The organism is Asticcacaulis sp. W401b, assembly GCF_046503825.1.
Classification (GTDB): domain Bacteria; phylum Pseudomonadota; class Alphaproteobacteria; order Caulobacterales; family Caulobacteraceae; genus Asticcacaulis.
This window is the reverse complement of sequence record NZ_JBKFEE010000009.1, coordinates 1-14958: the sequence shown is the minus strand read 5'-3', so window position 1 is coordinate 14958 and position 14958 is coordinate 1. Positions and strand designations below refer to the sequence as shown.

General features: G+C 55.8%; 15 protein-coding genes and 3 pseudogenes. 13 read left to right on the top strand and 5 right to left on the bottom strand.

The annotated features are described in order from the left end of the window. The first annotated feature begins 20 nt into the window (after nucleotides 1-20). Nucleotides 21-521, top strand: a complete 501-nt coding sequence (locus ACK8OE_RS15860; protein WP_410273341.1) for a hypothetical protein — start codon at nucleotides 21-23, stop codon at nucleotides 519-521. A 145-nt stretch (nucleotides 522-666) separates the two neighbouring features. Here the strand turns inward: ACK8OE_RS15860 and ACK8OE_RS15855 are convergent, their stop codons facing one another. From ACK8OE_RS15855 to ACK8OE_RS15840, 4 genes and pseudogenes are all read right to left on the bottom strand, one after another. Next, nucleotides 667-1044, bottom strand: a complete 378-nt coding sequence (locus ACK8OE_RS15855; RefSeq protein WP_410273340.1) for a hypothetical protein — start codon at nucleotides 1042-1044, stop codon at nucleotides 667-669. Nucleotides 1045-1270: 226 nt separating this feature from the next. Further along, nucleotides 1271-1606: pseudogene (locus tag ACK8OE_RS15850) on the bottom strand (transposase); the annotation flags it as partial. Next, on the bottom strand, nucleotides 1575-2015 hold the full coding sequence (locus ACK8OE_RS15845; protein WP_410273400.1) for a Tn3 family transposase: 441 nt from the start codon (nucleotides 2013-2015) through the stop codon (nucleotides 1575-1577). The pseudogene ACK8OE_RS15850 and the gene ACK8OE_RS15845, both read right to left, overlap by 32 nt. Nucleotides 2016-2324: 309 nt before the next feature. Further along, entirely contained in the window at nucleotides 2325-3671 is a 1347-nt protein-coding gene (locus ACK8OE_RS15840) for an IS1380 family transposase (RefSeq protein ID WP_410273127.1), read from the bottom strand. Between the two features lie 463 nt (nucleotides 3672-4134). On the opposite strand from ACK8OE_RS15840, the gene ACK8OE_RS15835 reads away from it, so the two are divergent. The 11 genes and pseudogenes from ACK8OE_RS15835 to ACK8OE_RS15785 all read left to right on the top strand — a co-directional run bounded on the left by ACK8OE_RS15835 (nucleotide 4135) and on the right by ACK8OE_RS15785 (nucleotide 12883). Continuing rightward, a complete protein-coding gene (locus ACK8OE_RS15835) occupies nucleotides 4135-4413 on the top strand; it encodes a hypothetical protein (RefSeq protein ID WP_410273339.1) in 279 nt (92 codons plus the stop codon). Nucleotides 4414-4477: 64 nt separating this feature from the next. Further along, nucleotides 4478-4747: a hypothetical protein gene (locus ACK8OE_RS15830; protein ID WP_410273338.1), complete on the top strand. Its 270-nt coding sequence runs from the start codon at nucleotides 4478-4480 to the stop codon at nucleotides 4745-4747. Next, entirely contained in the window at nucleotides 4744-5127 is a 384-nt protein-coding gene (locus ACK8OE_RS15825; protein ID WP_410273337.1) for a type II toxin-antitoxin system PemK/MazF family toxin, read from the top strand. The genes ACK8OE_RS15830 and ACK8OE_RS15825 overlap by 4 nt, the downstream gene beginning before the upstream one ends. Nucleotides 5128-6116: 989 nt before the next feature. Further along, nucleotides 6117-6521, top strand: coding sequence for a hypothetical protein (locus ACK8OE_RS15820; RefSeq protein ID WP_410273336.1), 405 nt, complete (start codon nucleotides 6117-6119; stop codon nucleotides 6519-6521). Between the two features lie 61 nt (nucleotides 6522-6582). Further along, on the top strand, nucleotides 6583-6789 hold the full coding sequence (locus tag ACK8OE_RS15815) for a hypothetical protein (RefSeq protein ID WP_410273335.1): 207 nt from the start codon (nucleotides 6583-6585) through the stop codon (nucleotides 6787-6789). Nucleotides 6790-7375: 586 nt separating this feature from the next. Further along, complete coding sequence (gene tnpA, locus ACK8OE_RS15810) at nucleotides 7376-7873, top strand: IS66-like element accessory protein TnpA (protein ID WP_410273334.1); 498 nt, start codon at nucleotides 7376-7378, stop codon at nucleotides 7871-7873. Beyond that, a complete protein-coding gene (tnpB, locus tag ACK8OE_RS15805; protein WP_410273333.1) occupies nucleotides 7854-8207 on the top strand; it encodes an IS66 family insertion sequence element accessory protein TnpB in 354 nt (117 codons plus the stop codon). The genes tnpA and tnpB overlap by 20 nt, the downstream gene beginning before the upstream one ends. 52 nt (nucleotides 8208-8259) lie before the next feature. Beyond that, nucleotides 8260-9870: an IS66 family transposase gene (gene tnpC, locus ACK8OE_RS15800; protein ID WP_410273332.1), complete on the top strand. Its 1611-nt coding sequence runs from the start codon at nucleotides 8260-8262 to the stop codon at nucleotides 9868-9870. A gap of 203 nt (nucleotides 9871-10073) precedes the next feature. Continuing rightward, complete coding sequence (locus ACK8OE_RS15795; RefSeq protein WP_410273331.1) at nucleotides 10074-11630, top strand: ISL3 family transposase; 1557 nt, start codon at nucleotides 10074-10076, stop codon at nucleotides 11628-11630. A gap of 53 nt (nucleotides 11631-11683) precedes the next feature. After that, a pseudogene (locus ACK8OE_RS15790) lies at nucleotides 11684-11824 on the top strand (transposase); the annotation flags it as partial. Between the two features lie 405 nt (nucleotides 11825-12229). Next, nucleotides 12230-12883: a hypothetical protein gene (locus tag ACK8OE_RS15785; RefSeq protein WP_410273330.1), complete on the top strand. Its 654-nt coding sequence runs from the start codon at nucleotides 12230-12232 to the stop codon at nucleotides 12881-12883. Between the two features lie 217 nt (nucleotides 12884-13100). Here ACK8OE_RS15785 and ACK8OE_RS15780 read toward each other — a convergent pair. Then, nucleotides 13101-14395: pseudogene (locus ACK8OE_RS15780) on the bottom strand (IS3 family transposase); the annotation flags it as partial. Between the two features lie 23 nt (nucleotides 14396-14418). On the opposite strand from ACK8OE_RS15780, the gene ACK8OE_RS15775 reads away from it, so the two are divergent. Beyond that, nucleotides 14419-14877 (top strand): ATP-binding cassette domain-containing protein, encoded by a 459-nt coding sequence (locus ACK8OE_RS15775; protein ID WP_410273329.1) that lies wholly within the window; start codon nucleotides 14419-14421, stop codon nucleotides 14875-14877. The last annotated feature ends 81 nt before the right edge of the window (nucleotides 14878-14958 follow it).

Below are 14958 nucleotides of genomic sequence, written 5' to 3'. Positions count from 1 at the left end.
CTCAAATTGAAAGGGTCGCCATGCCGTATGTCCATGAGAAAATTAAACTTGCCTGCGGAACCGGACTTGTCATTTTTGCGCTGTCGAATCCCGTCCAGGCGCAAACCGCGACCGCCTTTAACCTGACCTGTCAGCCTCAGAGCAGTCGCCTGGAAGGCACTAACAGCTTTGGTACGCTTCTGAAGACGGAGGATTACCAGGGAATTGTCGACGAGACCGTCGAGCTAGCAGTGGACCTTAAAGCAATGACCTCTTGCCACCCGCGCCATTGCAAACCCGAGCAGTTTGGCGAACCCACACCGATCATACGCGTGTCGGCTAAGGAGATCGTTGTTGGTGATATCGCGGCCAGGGAGGTTGAAAGTAATGACTATAATGTCATGTCTTATCGGGCTTCATACCAAATTGCGTCCCAGACGATGACGATCGTCTATGGCTTCTTCGACGACGCGAAAACGACCCGGAAAGGGGCTATAACGCTCACCAAACGGTGCCTGAAAAGCGCCTATAAGCTTATTTGATATCCTCCGGGAAGCGCCCGTTGCCCGGTCAAAAACCTACCCTCAGGCCAGAAGGCACATAGCACTGAATGGGGGCGGGCAAAGGAGACGTGGGACTATCCCAAGCCTCCCCACAACGCGGCGCTGATAGCCCATCTGGACAACCTTATTTCAATTTAGCGCGATTGCAGCTCTCTTCAACGATAGGGGCGAACATTGCCTTCTTGTCGCGGATGTCCTGGCGCGCGCGCTCGAACTGGTCTTTGGTCGGGCGCGGTTTGTCAGCCGGGTCCGCAGGAGCGTTCTCCGCCATGTCGAGACTGCCCAACGCATAGTCATAGGACTTTATCGCCTCTTTCAAGGCCGAGCAGGCGGCGGCATGCTGCCCCAATTGTGCCTGTGTGGCCGCTCCCGTCACCTGAACCTCGACATTTTTCATATTTATTTCGTACCTGAGGACAGCGTCGTTGAACGCCGTGTCGGCATAAGCGGACATCGGAGTAAGTATGGCCAGCAGGGCGCTGAGGGCGAGACGGCGAGACACGTGAGGGGCTCCTGAAACAGTCCCTCAGAGCTATCACGCGCGCTGCACCTGCGTTACTTACAATGGCTGTAAGGTGGGGTGAATTGTAAGCGAAAGAAATGGACAGGCCGCCTCCCCCTCCGGCGCAATCGGCGTAGACTGCTGCGCGCGGATATTGTTGAAAAAGTCGGTCTTGCTATTGTCGTGGCGGTTGCCCCGCCGACAGTTCAATCGTCGCGATCTGCTCTTAGGCGTGTCGCGGGGTCTGTATTGGCAGAACCTTGGCCAATTTCCGAAGATTTTGCGCCGCTGCGGCCAGTAGGAATTCGTCTCGGGCCCCATTCGGACCGCGTAGCCGCAGGCGGTGGAGTTTGAGGATGCGCTTGAGATGAGCAAACAGCATCTCGACCTTCTTCCGCTCGCGCCTGGAAGTCACATAGGCGTCTGTTTCTGCAATGTCTCTGGCCATGTCACGCGCGCCTTCATAGATTGATCGCGGTACTTTCCGCGCCGGCGCGTTCGGGCAGCACCGTGACTTCAACTCACAACTCTCACAATCTACCTTGCTGGCTCGATAGCGTATACGTGACGGCACTGCAAGCTTCAGCCATGCGGGTGAACCCGAGGTTGGTGGCGTCGGCGAGGATGGCAGAAAGGAGAACGCGTTGGTCGGGCAGCACGCCGCTGCGCAGGTGGGTGAAGGCGTCTGCAAACCGTGTCCATTGATTGACCTCTTCCAAAAGCTCCGTGATTTTCACGCGGGGAAGCAGACCATATATTCGGGCGCCAAGGCTCTCGGCTGCTTCCGGCGTTGCGGCGTTCAACGGCGTTATTTTGAAGCCAGAATTGCTGACGCGGACGTCGGCCAGTGCACCTTGGTCAGCTTTGGCCGCAACCTCTTGTATTCTCCTACGCAGCAACGCCTTCCGCTGTTCAATGAACTCGGCAGCAGATTGAGGGATGGCCACTGGAAGAGGACCAGTTGCCGCCATGACCTCGAACACCTTCTTTGGCAAAAGCTGATCATTTACAGCACGATATTGCCGACTTCCGCGGACCCAGACGTCGCCGGCACGCAGGCGGTCACGAAGCTCAACGAAGACGCATAAACAATCACTCGGACTGCGTGTTCAACGGTCTAACCCGGATCATTCATCGTAACGTTGTTCGGGTTTTCAGTTAGGTCGGCTTTTTCGCGGACGCGATTGTTGGCGTCGTGTTTTCCGCCACGCGCTGGGTTTGATTTTTCTCCGATGGGGTTGATGGTGATGGCGGCGGTTTCGGGGGCATAGCCCCGTCGTTCATGCGGGCGCGGGTTTGAGGGACGCCATTAAATGGCGCAAGAGCGAAGCCTCCGGGCAAGCCGCGGCGAAGGCAATCCTTACGCGATGGGCGGTCTCTTTGATCCGTGCCCCGATCTTCAGAAGGCGCAAGCGGATGGTATTGAACTCAGCGGTCGCCAGCTTATGGGCCCTGGGGATCTGATCGCGGACAGCCAGCATCAGCCAATAGGCGGCGGTGTGAAGGATCAGGCGCATCTGGTTGGCCAGAGGACAGCGGCAAGAGGTGCGATCGCTTTTAAGCTGGGTCTTGTGGAGCTTGATCAGATTTTCAGCATGGCCTCTGGCGCAATAGAGTTTGGCGTAGAGGGTTTCCGGATCGGGATCGGTCAGGGATGTCACGACGAAGCGACTGTCGAGGCCGAGCGGTGTGGCTTCAATGCGGGCGATAACGCGGCGCTCACAGCCCCAGGATTTGGCTCCATGACGGACTTCGGTGTAGCCGCGCACGGCCGCGGCGTCCTGTTCGGCCCGAACGACACGGATGTGGTCAGCAAAGGCTTCGGCCTTAGCATGCAAAGGCTTTGAGCCGGCGAGCCCGAAGATATAGTCAACGCCCTTGCGCTCAGCCCAGGCCATGACTTCGGGTCGGGCATAGTGGCCGTCACCGCGCAGGGTAATGTGGGTTGTGGGCCAGTGTTTGCGGATCTGGCGCACCATCCTGCGGACCCAGCCGCGCACCTCCTTGCCTGACGGTGTTTTGCCTGGCCGCAGGATAACGACAACCGGTCGGCCCGTGGCCACGTCGTAGACGTGGATGGGCTTAAAGACGTATTCCCCTTCATGAGCATTGAAGAGCGACAACTGTTGTCGGCCGTAAACCACGTCGACCGTGTCATCGATATCGAGGGTTATGGCCATTGGAACAGCCGACCCGAAACTGGCGCAGTACTGGTCGATAAGACCGTAGGTCAGCCTGATCGAGCTACGCAGGTCCGGCGCATTCTCAAGGCGCGACAGGGTCGGTTGTGAGCACAGGTCCTTGCCGCCTTCAGGCAGTCGTCCACATGCCAGCTTGAAGGCCGGATCGGTGCGCAGGAAAGCCAGATCGTTGCCATCCTCATAACCGCAGGCGATGGCGAAGATGCGGGCCTTCAGGATCGAAGCCACCGAGTGCGTCACCAGGAACGGATTGCGTCGATCCGGTATCAGCCGCCAAAGCCGATCAATGATCCCGATCCGGCGTTCCACGGCAGACAACAGCATCACGCCGCCGTCCGAACTGATGCGTCCGCCATCAAAGGCGGCCGTGATTTTCTTGCGGGAAACGCTTGGCAAATCGAATGGAAGATCGGTATCCTGGTCCATGGCGGGTGTGGCTCCGCGTGTCTTGGGTTTAGGTCAGGTGTGGTAACCAGAATCTATTCCAAAACAACGCTTTACGCTACACCCGCTGCACTTTTTTGCCCCCGCTGTGAATAATCCAGGCTAAAAATTCCTCCATGTTGGGCGTGTCGGATTAAGTAGAAGCAAACACCCCTTTTGAATTATGGTAGGCCCGAAAGGTGTGTCAAAACAGTGAGATTCTGCAATGAGCGGATGGACTGAGTTTATCGCGGCATTCGTCGTTTTTGGGGTAAGCCATGCCTTACCGCCCCTACCTCTCATTAAGTCGCAACTGGTCAGATATCTCGGGCAGCGCGGCTATGCTTCGGATCGAGGGCGCTCGGAAGTCGTCACTACAACAATTGCTCTTGGCGACGGCAGAAGAGGTCGCAGTGCTAAAGGAAGGGAAGGGCCCATGCCGGCAAGCCAGCTTAGGAGCAAAGGCATGTCAGACATTGCACGAAACACCGACGACCTCCGGACCTACAATAGCCCCACCGGAAGCGAGATACTCGGTAAGATGATTCTTCTCGTCGGGCGGGCGGAAATCGCAGGATTTACCGCCTCTGGTGAGCCAGTAATGCTCGATACCGCCGAGGTGTTTTGGGATTGTGAGAAGGTCGCAACCAGGGAAGGGCGCGAGATCTACCTCGATCGAAACGGAGAAGAGTGGACGTTCGACCAACTCGGTCCGGAAGAGGAGATGGCAACCAATGAAGCGTAAACCCTTCCGCCTTGCATCTCCGCCAAAGCGGGATTACAATGTAATCCTCTGCGGGAGGCCTATCATGTCCGTCATTACTCATCTTAAGAAATCTGGGAACAGCCTGGCGCTGCACATGCCAAAGGATTTTACTGCCGCGCATAATCTGACACCCAGCCTGCGGTTCAGAATGGACTTCATCGATGGCAAGATCGTGGTCGAACCCTGTTCGATTATCACGGACGAGGAGGCGGAACATAACCGTCTTTTCGACGAGCTGACCTTGGGTATGTCGCCGGAAACGGTCGATGTGACAATGCTGAAGGGTAGACCGCGAGGGGAGGAGCTGCTGTGACAGACGAATCCGCTCGCTTCATCCCGGATGAAGGGCACATCGTCTACACAGACTTTGATCCATCGGCCGGGCATGAGCAACAAGGCAAGCGCCCGGCCGTCGTTTTGTCGAAACAGGTTTTCAACAAAAACGGGATGATGATATGCGCCCCCATGACGACGAAAATCCGCAATATGCCTTGGGAGGTTCCGATTACCTCCCTGAAGGACGACCGACCTTCCGTTGCGCTCGCAAACCAGATTCAGACCATGGATCTGAATGCACGCGGCGCCGAGCTGGTGGGTAGAGTCACGATAGATGAGCTGTACCAAATCCGTTATATCCACCGGACGTTTTGCGGCTTCGTGCCCGCAGGCTATAAGCTTCCAAAGCGGGGATAGCGCTACATCCTCTGAGGCTCCATGCTACTGCATGGAGCCTTTCCTATGAAGCCAGCATCATTGCGGCCATTGAGGATGTGATAACAGCGCAATCTACAGAAATCTGAAATGGGGTGAGCTGTCGCAATCATGTAAGGTAGGGAGGGGACTTTTCTGGTGAAACCAGAAAAGGATTAGGGTCATGCTCACAACATCAGCATCAAAATCGAAAACGGTATATTTCATGAAGGGACACACGCCGAAGGCCTGTGTGTTCGAAGAGTCCGAAATATACGGGGGAGAGGCGTCGTTCATGGAGGACGAGACCTCCCATGAGTTCGGTGAGGAATAGCCGGAGACCTTCACGGAAGAAGAGGAAATTGCTTCTTTCATGGCGAAGAATGGTCTTAAGACGATGGACGAGTACGATCGTTTTATGGACGACGCCATCGAGGAATTTGAAGAACTACGGCGGGAGAAAATTGCGGCTAATGAGTATTGAGGATGGTACTCGGTCGAAGACCAGATCGAGAGATTGAGATGATGTCATCTAACAGGGTCTAACATCTTGAAATGTTAGGCGCTGTTGTCGTTCGGCCGAGCAGAAAGGTTAGAGGAGGGGTCGGGGCTTCTGAACATAGGAGGTTCAGATGCAACGATACTCACTCAATTTCGAAATTTCAGTTCATGACCATGCTGCATTGGCTAACGCAGCGATAGAGCACGCATCGGCCGAAGGCGAAGAGGCTGATAGGTAACGAGGCATCAAAACAGTGGAATAGTGACCATTGAAAAAGGGGGTATCTATCTAGCAATCCACCACCAAAAAGTTGCACACGCTACGCACAACTTCCGTTGTGTTTTTTGTCATATTAAGCTACTGATATATAAGGATAAACGGTTTTTTGTAATACGGACCCGTATTACATTGGACACATCAGCCAAAAACAAGCACTTAGCTGTAATACAGTATCATGTGCAACGATATATCGATTTAAAAAGGGATCATTATGAGGAAACTTGAGAAAGAGATGATCACCTTACGGGTGTCGCTCGAAATGAAGAAGCGAATAACCGAAAAGACCTCTTTAGCTGGTATCTCCACGAGCGATTACATCAAGGGCCTCATAGCAGCGGACCTAGATAACGAGAGTGAGTATTACAGCCAGCGCGCCGCTATGAATTCCCACATCACTATGCTCCTCGTTGGAGAGCTGTTGGCCAACAGCATAGGGCCTGAGGAGTTAGCTAAGAAGTGGCCTATCGTCGAAGAGGCCACGGTTGCGAGTTACGGCGTCTACAAGCCTACGCCAAAGTCGATCATCGAGTCTTTGAAAGACAAACCGGCGCCCCTTTATAAACGCCTCTATGACCTCTTCGTCTCGCATAACTTGGCGTCAAAAAAGGGTAAATAAAGACATCCGCTTGTGATATACTAAGTGATTGTAATTTCTGTTTTTTCTGGAAATCGTCACCATGTCACAAGCTAAAACGGACCTCCATCCGAGGCCAGAAAAGACCATTGGAAGCCACTGGTTGAGAGGCGGTCAGACCCTCTCTCATACATGGGCGATGGTCATTGAAGTGCTCAAAAACTTCTCCATTCCGGCGATACTTTTGGGCTTCCTGATGATTAATGTCGTCAACCATTCGGCGGACGATCTTGACCAGATTTATGTGTAGATCGGCGTGCAAAAAGGGCTCTGACTCATATGTGGAACGGCCCGGTTAGCAAGGTTTTTTAGCTCAATTCACCATCGGACGGTGCAGTCATATGTCCGGCCTATCAGTGCGATCATTGACCGCTGGCCACGATGATATCCGCGAAGCCGATCGCCTAATCAATTTTGCGCGCTCAAAGGCGCACTGCGTCAGACGGTCTAATCGGCGTCGAGGTGTCGTCCCTCAGGTTCATCCTGCATTGGCACCTTGCCGCTTTATCCCAACGCCAGAACGCTGGGAATTCTGAGCCTATACTTTAGCCATGGTTGGCGGGGATTGGTAGGTGCCACCCTTGACGAGTAGCGCCCAAATTGTACGAGCCATCTTGTTCGCGAGGGCAACAGCGGCCACTTTGTAAGGTCGGCGTGCTATCAGGGAGACCACCCAGGCAGGCAACTTCACGCCGCGGCCCGCCTGCTTTAGAATCGAAGTCGCCCCGACAATTAAGAGCGTTCGTAACTGTCCGGCGTCGGCGTGAATGGGCCTAAATCGTTGAATTGAATAAAGGTAAGCGCGAATTTCCCTGCACCTTTTGGTGAGGTGGGGGATGTTGGAAGATGTGTCCACCAAGAAGGAAGGTGGACACCAATTGGATTCGTTGAATTTTGGACGTGGCGTTGTTCGTGTTGGGAGTGACGGGCGTCGCTGGTATGACCCAGTGTGGAAAGCGCGGCTGGTGGCGTCATGCCTTAGACCTGGAGTGTCTGTTTCGCGTCAGGCACTTGAACATGGGGTAAACGCGAACCTGTTGAGGAAGTGGATCAAGGCCTTCGAAGAGAGCCGCACAATGGGTGGCGCTTCATCGACAGCCTTCATCCCGGTGCAGATTTGCGACCGTGATGAGAGTGCGCAAGAGGCGGAGGTCGGGCGGATGGTATCTGGCCGGCAGGAGCGTTTAGGATCTACGGGGAGTGACGGTTTTGGAGCGCCGTTGAAGATGAGCGCGTCATTACCCAACGGGGTGAGGCTGACGCTGGAAGCCGGAGACAGGTATGGATTGGCAGCGATCATTGGGGCTTTGAGCGATGTTCAGACTGGGCGCTGACCTTCCTGTCTACCTTCATCGTGAGCCGATCGACTTCCGTGCGGGGATTAATAGTCTTGCGGTCCTGGTGCAGGAGACGATGGCACTGGACCCGTTCAAGCCGGCGGTTTTTGCGTTTTGTAATCGGCGCCGCGACCGGATGAAATTGCTGTTTTTTGACCGTTCGGGCTTTGTCCTTGTCCTGAAGCGGCTGACGGAAGACCGGTTTCGCTGGCCTCGGCGCGAGGCCCTGGTCGTTACGCTGACGACTGAGCAATTGCATTGGTTGCTGGACGGGATCGATGTCGATGCCATGGTCCGCCATCCTGTCCGGCAATACGAGATCGCAGGCTGACAAGGTCAATTGTATAGTTGACGCGGGCACGCGGTTCAGATTCAAGAATCCGATGAATCGAGCGGGCGAGCCAAGTGTTGCGGAACTGCTGGCGCAGTTGAAGGCCAATGCGGCCGAAATCGCCCTGTTGAAGGCGCAGAAGGAAGCGCTTGCCCTGCGGGTCGTCAAACTTGAAGAAGAACTGGCACTGGCGCGGCTGCATCGATTTGCCCCCAAGAGTGAAAAACACATCGACCGCCTCTTTAATGAAGCCGAACAGACGGTGGCGGAATATGAGGGCGAGGATGGTGATGACGGCGATGGCGGCGATGGCGATGGCGTTGTTTTACCGGAAACCGGCTTAGCGTCTGGCAATCCTGAGACGGGTAAGAAGCGCGGGCGCCGCCCGCTACCGGAAAACCTGCCGCGCGAGCGCGTCGAATATGACCTTCCCGACGATCAGAAGGGGTGCCCTTGCTGTCGTGGCCAGATGCATAGGATAGGAGACGTCCAGTCCGAGCAGCTTCATATCGAGGTCAAGGCGAAGGTTCTGCAGAATGTGCGCTTCAAATATGCCTGCCGCCATTGCGATCGTAACGGTATCCACACGCCTGTTGTCATCGCCCCTATGCCGGCGCAGCCCCTGCCGGGGAGTGTGGCCACGGCCTCGACGCTAGCCTTTGCCCTTGTCCATAAATATGTCGACGGAACGCCTCTTTATCGCCTGTCGCAGGCGTTTGAACGCGCGGGTGTTCCTATCAGCCGCGGCACCCTGGGCCACTGGGTTATCGGTTCCAGTGAAAAACATCTGAGCCGCATCTATGACGCGCTGAAGCTGCGGCTTTTGTCCCAGCCGCTGATCCATGGTGACGAGACGACGGTTCAGGTGCTGAAGGAAAAGGATCGGGAAGCCACGAGTAAGTCCTTTATGTGGGCCTATCGCAGCGCCGAGGACAGCCGGGAGCCGATCGTACTGCTCGATTACCAGCCAGGTCGTGCCTCCACCTACCCCCAGGCCTTCCTGGGGGACTATCGCGGCACCTTGATGAGCGATGGCTATACGGCGTGGCGCTCGCTGAAAGGGGCAACGCACCTTGGATGTATGGCTCATTCCAGGCGACGCTTTGTCGACGCCCACAAGGCCAGGCCCAAACCGGGCGGGCCGCCGGACCAGGCTCTCCGGTTCTTCGAGCAGCTTTATCGCATCGAACGCCTGGCACACGACGAAATCCCCGGTGACAGCGAAACAAAATACGAATGCATCCGTCGCTTCCGTCAGACACATAGCGTTCCCGTTCTGACCGCCCTCAAGCAATGGCTCGATGACATCGCCCCCAAAGTTCCGCCTGACAGCAAGCTTGGGGATGCTGTCAGCTATACGCTCAACCAATGGGACTATCTGACGCGCTACGTTGAAGACGGTCAGATGCCGATCGACAACAACCTGCTCGAACGCGATATCAGGGTCTTTGCAACAGGCAGAAAGAGCTGGCTGTTTAGCGATACCGTCGAAGGCGCAAAGGCCAGCGCTATCGTTTACAGCCTCATGCTCACTTGCCGCGCCTGCGGCGTTGAGCCCCTCGCGTACCTCCGCCATGTCTTCACTGAGATGCCAAAGCGCGACAAGGACGCAGACCTCCAAGACCTCTTGCCCTTCAACTTCGCCAAACCCTCCAAACCCTAAGCCCAGCTCAACAGCGGTCTACAATCTCGGAAATCGCTACGTGCAGCGAAATGAGCGCTTACGAATAAAGGAGGGTTTGGCCTCATCGTAGCTGATCAAGGAGCGAAGATGAGAGTGTAGATCGGCGTGCAAAAAGGGCTCTGACTCAATTTTGATGCAGTTAGGGCGTCGGCTGGCTTTGGTTTCACCTGAGAATCAACGTCATGCAAAACGCCCTCAAACCTTCCAACCTCGTCCCCGCCGGCTTCGAGGTCGTTAACGCGGTGACCGACGGTGCTGCTACCGTTGTCACGGTGCGCGCGACGAACAGGGGCAGCGCTTGTCCATGCTGCGGTTCATTATCCGAACGTGTCCGCAGCCGGTATTGTCGCCGTGTCGGTGATTTGCCACTGGCTGGGCGGCCGGTGCGCCTTCTTGTTTCGGCGCGGCGCTTTCAGTGCGACTTCGTCTCATGCAAGCAACGCATCTTTACCGAGCGGTACGATAGTGCGGTCCTGGTCCCATGGGCACGCCGGACAGCTCGGCTCGACTATGTCGTTCACCAACTCGGCTTGGCATTGGGAGGCCGCCCGGCCGCCAGTTTTGCCTCGCGCCTGATGGTTCCGGTGAGCAATGATACATTGCTGCGCGTCGTTCGACGGCGAAGCGGAAAGGCATTTGCACCTCCAAGCGTAATCGGCATTGACGACTGGGCTTGGCGTCGCAATCAGCGCTACGGGACGATTATTTGTGACCTGGAACGACGGCGACCAATCCGACTTCTTCCCGACAGAGAGCCGGCAACGGCTGAGGCGTGGCTTAGTGGCCAACCGCAAATTACCATTGTCGCCCGGGATCGCGGCGGCGGTTACGGCGGGGCCGTGGCCAAGGCGCTACCCCAAGCGACACAAGTGGCGGATCGCTGGCATCTGATGGAGAATGCCAGCCAGGCATTCAGGGATGCCGTGCGGAAATCTATGCGCCAGGTCCGGGCGGCAATAGGCGCAACTGTAATCAATGCGGACTTGCTCACCTCGGCTGAACGGCTCCAATACGAAGGCTACCTTCGACGTGAAGATACCAACGCCGCGATCCTTAAACAGTCGGAAAGCGGAGCTTCGATCCGGGAGATTTCCCGGGTTACCGGTCATAGCCGCGGTATGGTCAGGAAAATCTTGCGGGGCCAACGTTCGGACATTTTTCGCGTTCGTGAAAGCTCCCTTGAACTACACTTGCCATGGCTGGATGAACAATGGGTGGCCGGCCATCGAAATGGTGCCGAGCTTTGGCGACGTCTCAAAGCCTTAGGCTTCCAAGGTTCAATGCGGGTCGTTACCGAGTGGGCGACAAGGCGGCGACGTTCGGAAAAGGCCGACGCTGAAAGCTTACAGCGTGTTCCGTCGGCGAGGACCATTGCCAGGCTAATGACAGTGGGCCGAGATACCTTGTCGAAAGCGGAAACCTTGCTCGTCGCGGCTATAGAAGGCGGCGTTCCGTCACTTGTCGAAGCGCGCGACCTTGTTGCGAAATTCCACACCATGATCCGCAAAAAGGCCATGGCTGAACTCGACCTCTGGGTCGAGCAAGCAAAAGCCAGCCTGATCACCTCCTTCGCTAACGGCGTGGCCAGGGACCGGGCGGCAGTCAGCGCGGCGATCTCCTCATCCTGGTCCAACGGCCAGACAGAGGGACAGATCACTAAACTGAAGCTCGTGAAGCGCCAAATGTACGGCCGCGCCAAGATCGATCTTCTTCAGGCGCGGTTGGTGGATGTTTATTGAACCCGTTTGCACCAAAATTGCGTCAGAGCCCCTTTTCCACGCCGGTTGACAATACCATCCGCTTGCGCCTTCCGAAGATCGGGGCACGGATCAAAGAGACCGCACATCGCGTAAGGATTGCCTTCGCCGCGGCTTGCCCGGAGGCCTCTCTCTTCCGTCAATTAATGGCCGGCCTCAAACCCGCCCCCACATGAACGACGGGGCTATGCCCCCGAAACCGCCGCCATCACCATCAACCCCATCGGAGAAAAATCAAACCTAGCGCGTGGCGGAAAACACGACGCGAACAATCGCGTCAATGAAACCGCCGACCTGAACGGAAGGAAGAACGCCGTTACGATGAATGAACCGGGTTAGGTGAGCCGCGCAACTGCACATCAGTTGTTAAATCTGGGGTCTTGTTGGCGCGGGAATCTCGATCCGGGCCGTGGTCTTTAGGCAAAGAAAAAGCCCGCCACAAGCGAGCTTTTTCAATAATCCTAAGACGATGAGGGTGGTGTTACCCCGCGACCTCACGCGCCAATGTTCTTTACATATCAGAAATTGATTGACATTGTCAATCTGAAACAAAATTCCGATCTCAGTTCGAAAAGTCTGCTTTGCCGTTCACCCCGCCAGAAATTCAGTCCCTGCCGAGCGTGTTATCGGCACCTCGCTTTGCGACCTATCTGGCCGCTAAAGGTGGCGATAAGCGGCATGCCTTGGAACTCTACCAGTGGAACCTTGAGCTGTCGGCTGCGTTTTTTGTACCCTTGCAGATATGCGAAGTAAGCGTGCGGAATGCAATCCTGAAAGCCATCGAAACGGTCTATGGTGCCAACTGGCCGTGGGAGAGAGGTTTTGAGATTACGCTCAGAGACCCAAAGAAGGCTTATAGCCCAAGGCGGGATTTGCAAAACCTCCGTCACCTCCCAACCAGCGGCAAGATCGTCGCAGAATTGAAGTTTGCGTTTTGGGAAAAAATGCTTACCAACGGTCACGACGCAGACCTTTGGAACACGTATCTGTTTGCATCCTTCCCTCACGCCGACCAGACCAGCACCGTCCAATCCATCCGCGCGCAAGGACACAATTCTCTATTCAAGATCCGCGAACTTAGAAATCGGATCGCTCACCACGAGCCGATCTTCTCTCGTAACATCCAGCAAGAGTACGATCGCATTCGGGAAATCATTGCATGGACTGATCCGGTCGCGGCTGGGTGGGTCGATAAGATCCAGAGGGTGACCGGTATGATCCCCACCAAGCCCTGACCCACCTCGGGCTCTCCGGAGGCGGCAGACGACGGTCCAGCCATTCATCTTGTGATGGTCAGACAAAGGTTGCGCTCCAATCTGCGCACTTATCGCGACACTGAGGTCTTCTCCCAAACACTGTCGCGGCCTAACCCTCAGTTTGTCCGTCGTCAAAGATATTGGGACAATCGAGTTCGCAAAATAGCGGAGGGTTTGACCTCGGTATGGGTTGATATTAGGCCGCTGCGTTTTGGTATTGCAAGCGGCGGTGTTCGAGAGTTTTCAGTTTGATCTTTTGCCGTTGTTTCAGGATTGCCTGTGCTCTGCCGAAGTAGGCGTCGGCGGGCGTAACATTGCCCAGGCTCTCATGGTAGCGATGGTTGTTGTAGTGGTCGATGAAAGCGGCAATCTGGGCTTCAAGATCGCCCTGCAGATAATAATTTTCCAGCAGAATGCGGTTCTTGAGGGTCTGGTGCCACCGCTCGATCTTGCCTTGGGTTTGCGGATGCCCCGGCTTACCATGGACCTGAGCCATGCCTCTGTCGGATAGCCACTCGCCCAACTCGGCCGAGACGTAGGAACCACCATTGTCCGACAGTAGCCGCGGTCGTTTCTTGCCCCTGATCTTGTCGAGGCCGGTGGCTTCAAGCGCCATCTCGACCGTGGCGGTGACATCCTGGTACTTCATATTGGTGCAAAGCTTCCAGGCAACGACATAGCGCGAGAAGTCGTCCAGGATGGTCGATAGATAAAACCAGCCCCAGCCGATGATCTTGAAGTAGGTGAAGTCAGTCTGCCACATCTGGTTCGGCGATGTGGTCTTGTCGTGATATTCCTCTGCGGCCTTCATGACAATATGGGCCGGACTGGGGATTAGGTTTCGTTCCTTAAGCAGTCGATAGACTGAAGCCTCAGAAACAAAATAGCTTTTTTCATCGCAAAACTTCACCGCCAGCTCCCGAGGCGACAGTTCGGTGTGTTCCAAAGCCATCTCAACGATCTGGCCACGGACCTCGTCGGCGATACGGTTCCAGACGCGGGCAGACCCGCCGGTGCTATCTTCCAGGCCTTCGGGGCCGTGGGTTAGGAAACGATCATACCAGCGATAGTAGGTCGTCTTGGGGATGCCGAGTTGGGCCAGTGTGCGCTTGGCAGGTAGATGGGACTGCTCGATCAGGTGAATGATCTCAAGCTTTTCGGCGGCGGGATATCTCATTCGTCTTCGCCTCCAGTTCCGTTCGCGCTTTTTTTAAGCAGGCGGTTCTCAAGCGTCAGTTCCGCAACCACCTCTTTCAGGTCGCGGCTTTCCTTGCGCAGATGCTTCACCTCATCCGACGTCGCCTGACGCGCCGTGTCACCGGCAAGCCTCTTCTTGCCGGCCTCGAGAAACTCCTTCGACCAGGTGTAATAAAGACTGCTGGCTATGCCTTCACGACGGCACAGTTCCGAGATGCTGTCTTCGCCGCGCAGCCCCTCCAGCACGATCCTGATCTTCTCCTCGGCGGAAAAGTGGCGGCGCGTCTCGCGTCTACGTGTTTCAGGAACCTTCGCTTTTGAGCCATCTGTCGGTTGAGGGCAATCTGGCCTTTGCCTTGAAACGCAATCCCAAGGGTGCTGACAGGGCGGAAATTGTCGATTTGCTGCGCATCGCGCCGCTGCTGTCGCGCAGTGTCGCGCGATTGTCAGGCGGTGAGCGACAAAGGGTATCAATGGCGCGCGCGCTGCTGGCCGGACCTGAACTGCTGCTGATGGATGAGCCGTTGTCGAGCCTTGACCAGGCGGCGAGGGCGGAGATACTACCGCTGATACGCGACGTGTCACTCCGGCTACCGATACTTTACGTCAGCCACGATCCGTTGGAAGTCTCACGATTGACAGAACAGGTGATTTATATCCAGAACGGGCAGCTTAGTCATCGCCCCTCCACCACGCTCGAGGGGCTGAGCCAAGCCGAAATCGAGGCGCTGGCATTGAAGGCACTCGGTGCCTCGACAGAAGTTTTTCACAGTTGATCTCGGACAAGGCCGCTCTGGGCTTTGGTAGTTAAAGATCAAGTTCGTATAAACAATCACTCGGACTGCGTGTTCAACGGT

Bases quoted from the DNA above. Each gene is read 5' to 3' on its own strand.
- tnpC (WP_410273332.1), top strand. From the start codon at position 8,260: ATGAATCGAGCGGGCGAGCCAAGTGTTGCGGAACTGCTGGCGCAGTTG.
- ACK8OE_RS15840 (WP_410273127.1), bottom strand. From the start codon at position 3,671: ATGGACCAGGATACCGATCTTCCATTCGATTTGCCAAGCGTTTCCCGC.
- ACK8OE_RS15830 (WP_410273338.1), top strand. From the start codon at position 4,478: ATGTCCGTCATTACTCATCTTAAGAAATCTGGGAACAGCCTGGCGCTG.
- tnpA (WP_410273334.1), top strand. From the start codon at position 7,376: ATGTTGGAAGATGTGTCCACCAAGAAGGAAGGTGGACACCAATTGGAT.
- ACK8OE_RS15835 (WP_410273339.1), top strand. From the start codon at position 4,135: ATGTCAGACATTGCACGAAACACCGACGACCTCCGGACCTACAATAGC.
- ACK8OE_RS15845 (WP_410273400.1), bottom strand. From the start codon at position 2,015: ATGGCGGCAACTGGTCCTCTTCCAGTGGCCATCCCTCAATCTGCTGCC.
- tnpB (WP_410273333.1), top strand. From the start codon at position 7,854: ATGTTCAGACTGGGCGCTGACCTTCCTGTCTACCTTCATCGTGAGCCG.
- ACK8OE_RS15815 (WP_410273335.1), top strand. From the start codon at position 6,583: ATGTCACAAGCTAAAACGGACCTCCATCCGAGGCCAGAAAAGACCATT.
- ACK8OE_RS15820 (WP_410273336.1), top strand. From the start codon at position 6,117: ATGAGGAAACTTGAGAAAGAGATGATCACCTTACGGGTGTCGCTCGAA.
- ACK8OE_RS15795 (WP_410273331.1), top strand. From the start codon at position 10,074: ATGCAAAACGCCCTCAAACCTTCCAACCTCGTCCCCGCCGGCTTCGAG.
- ACK8OE_RS15860 (WP_410273341.1), top strand. From the start codon at position 21: ATGCCGTATGTCCATGAGAAAATTAAACTTGCCTGCGGAACCGGACTT.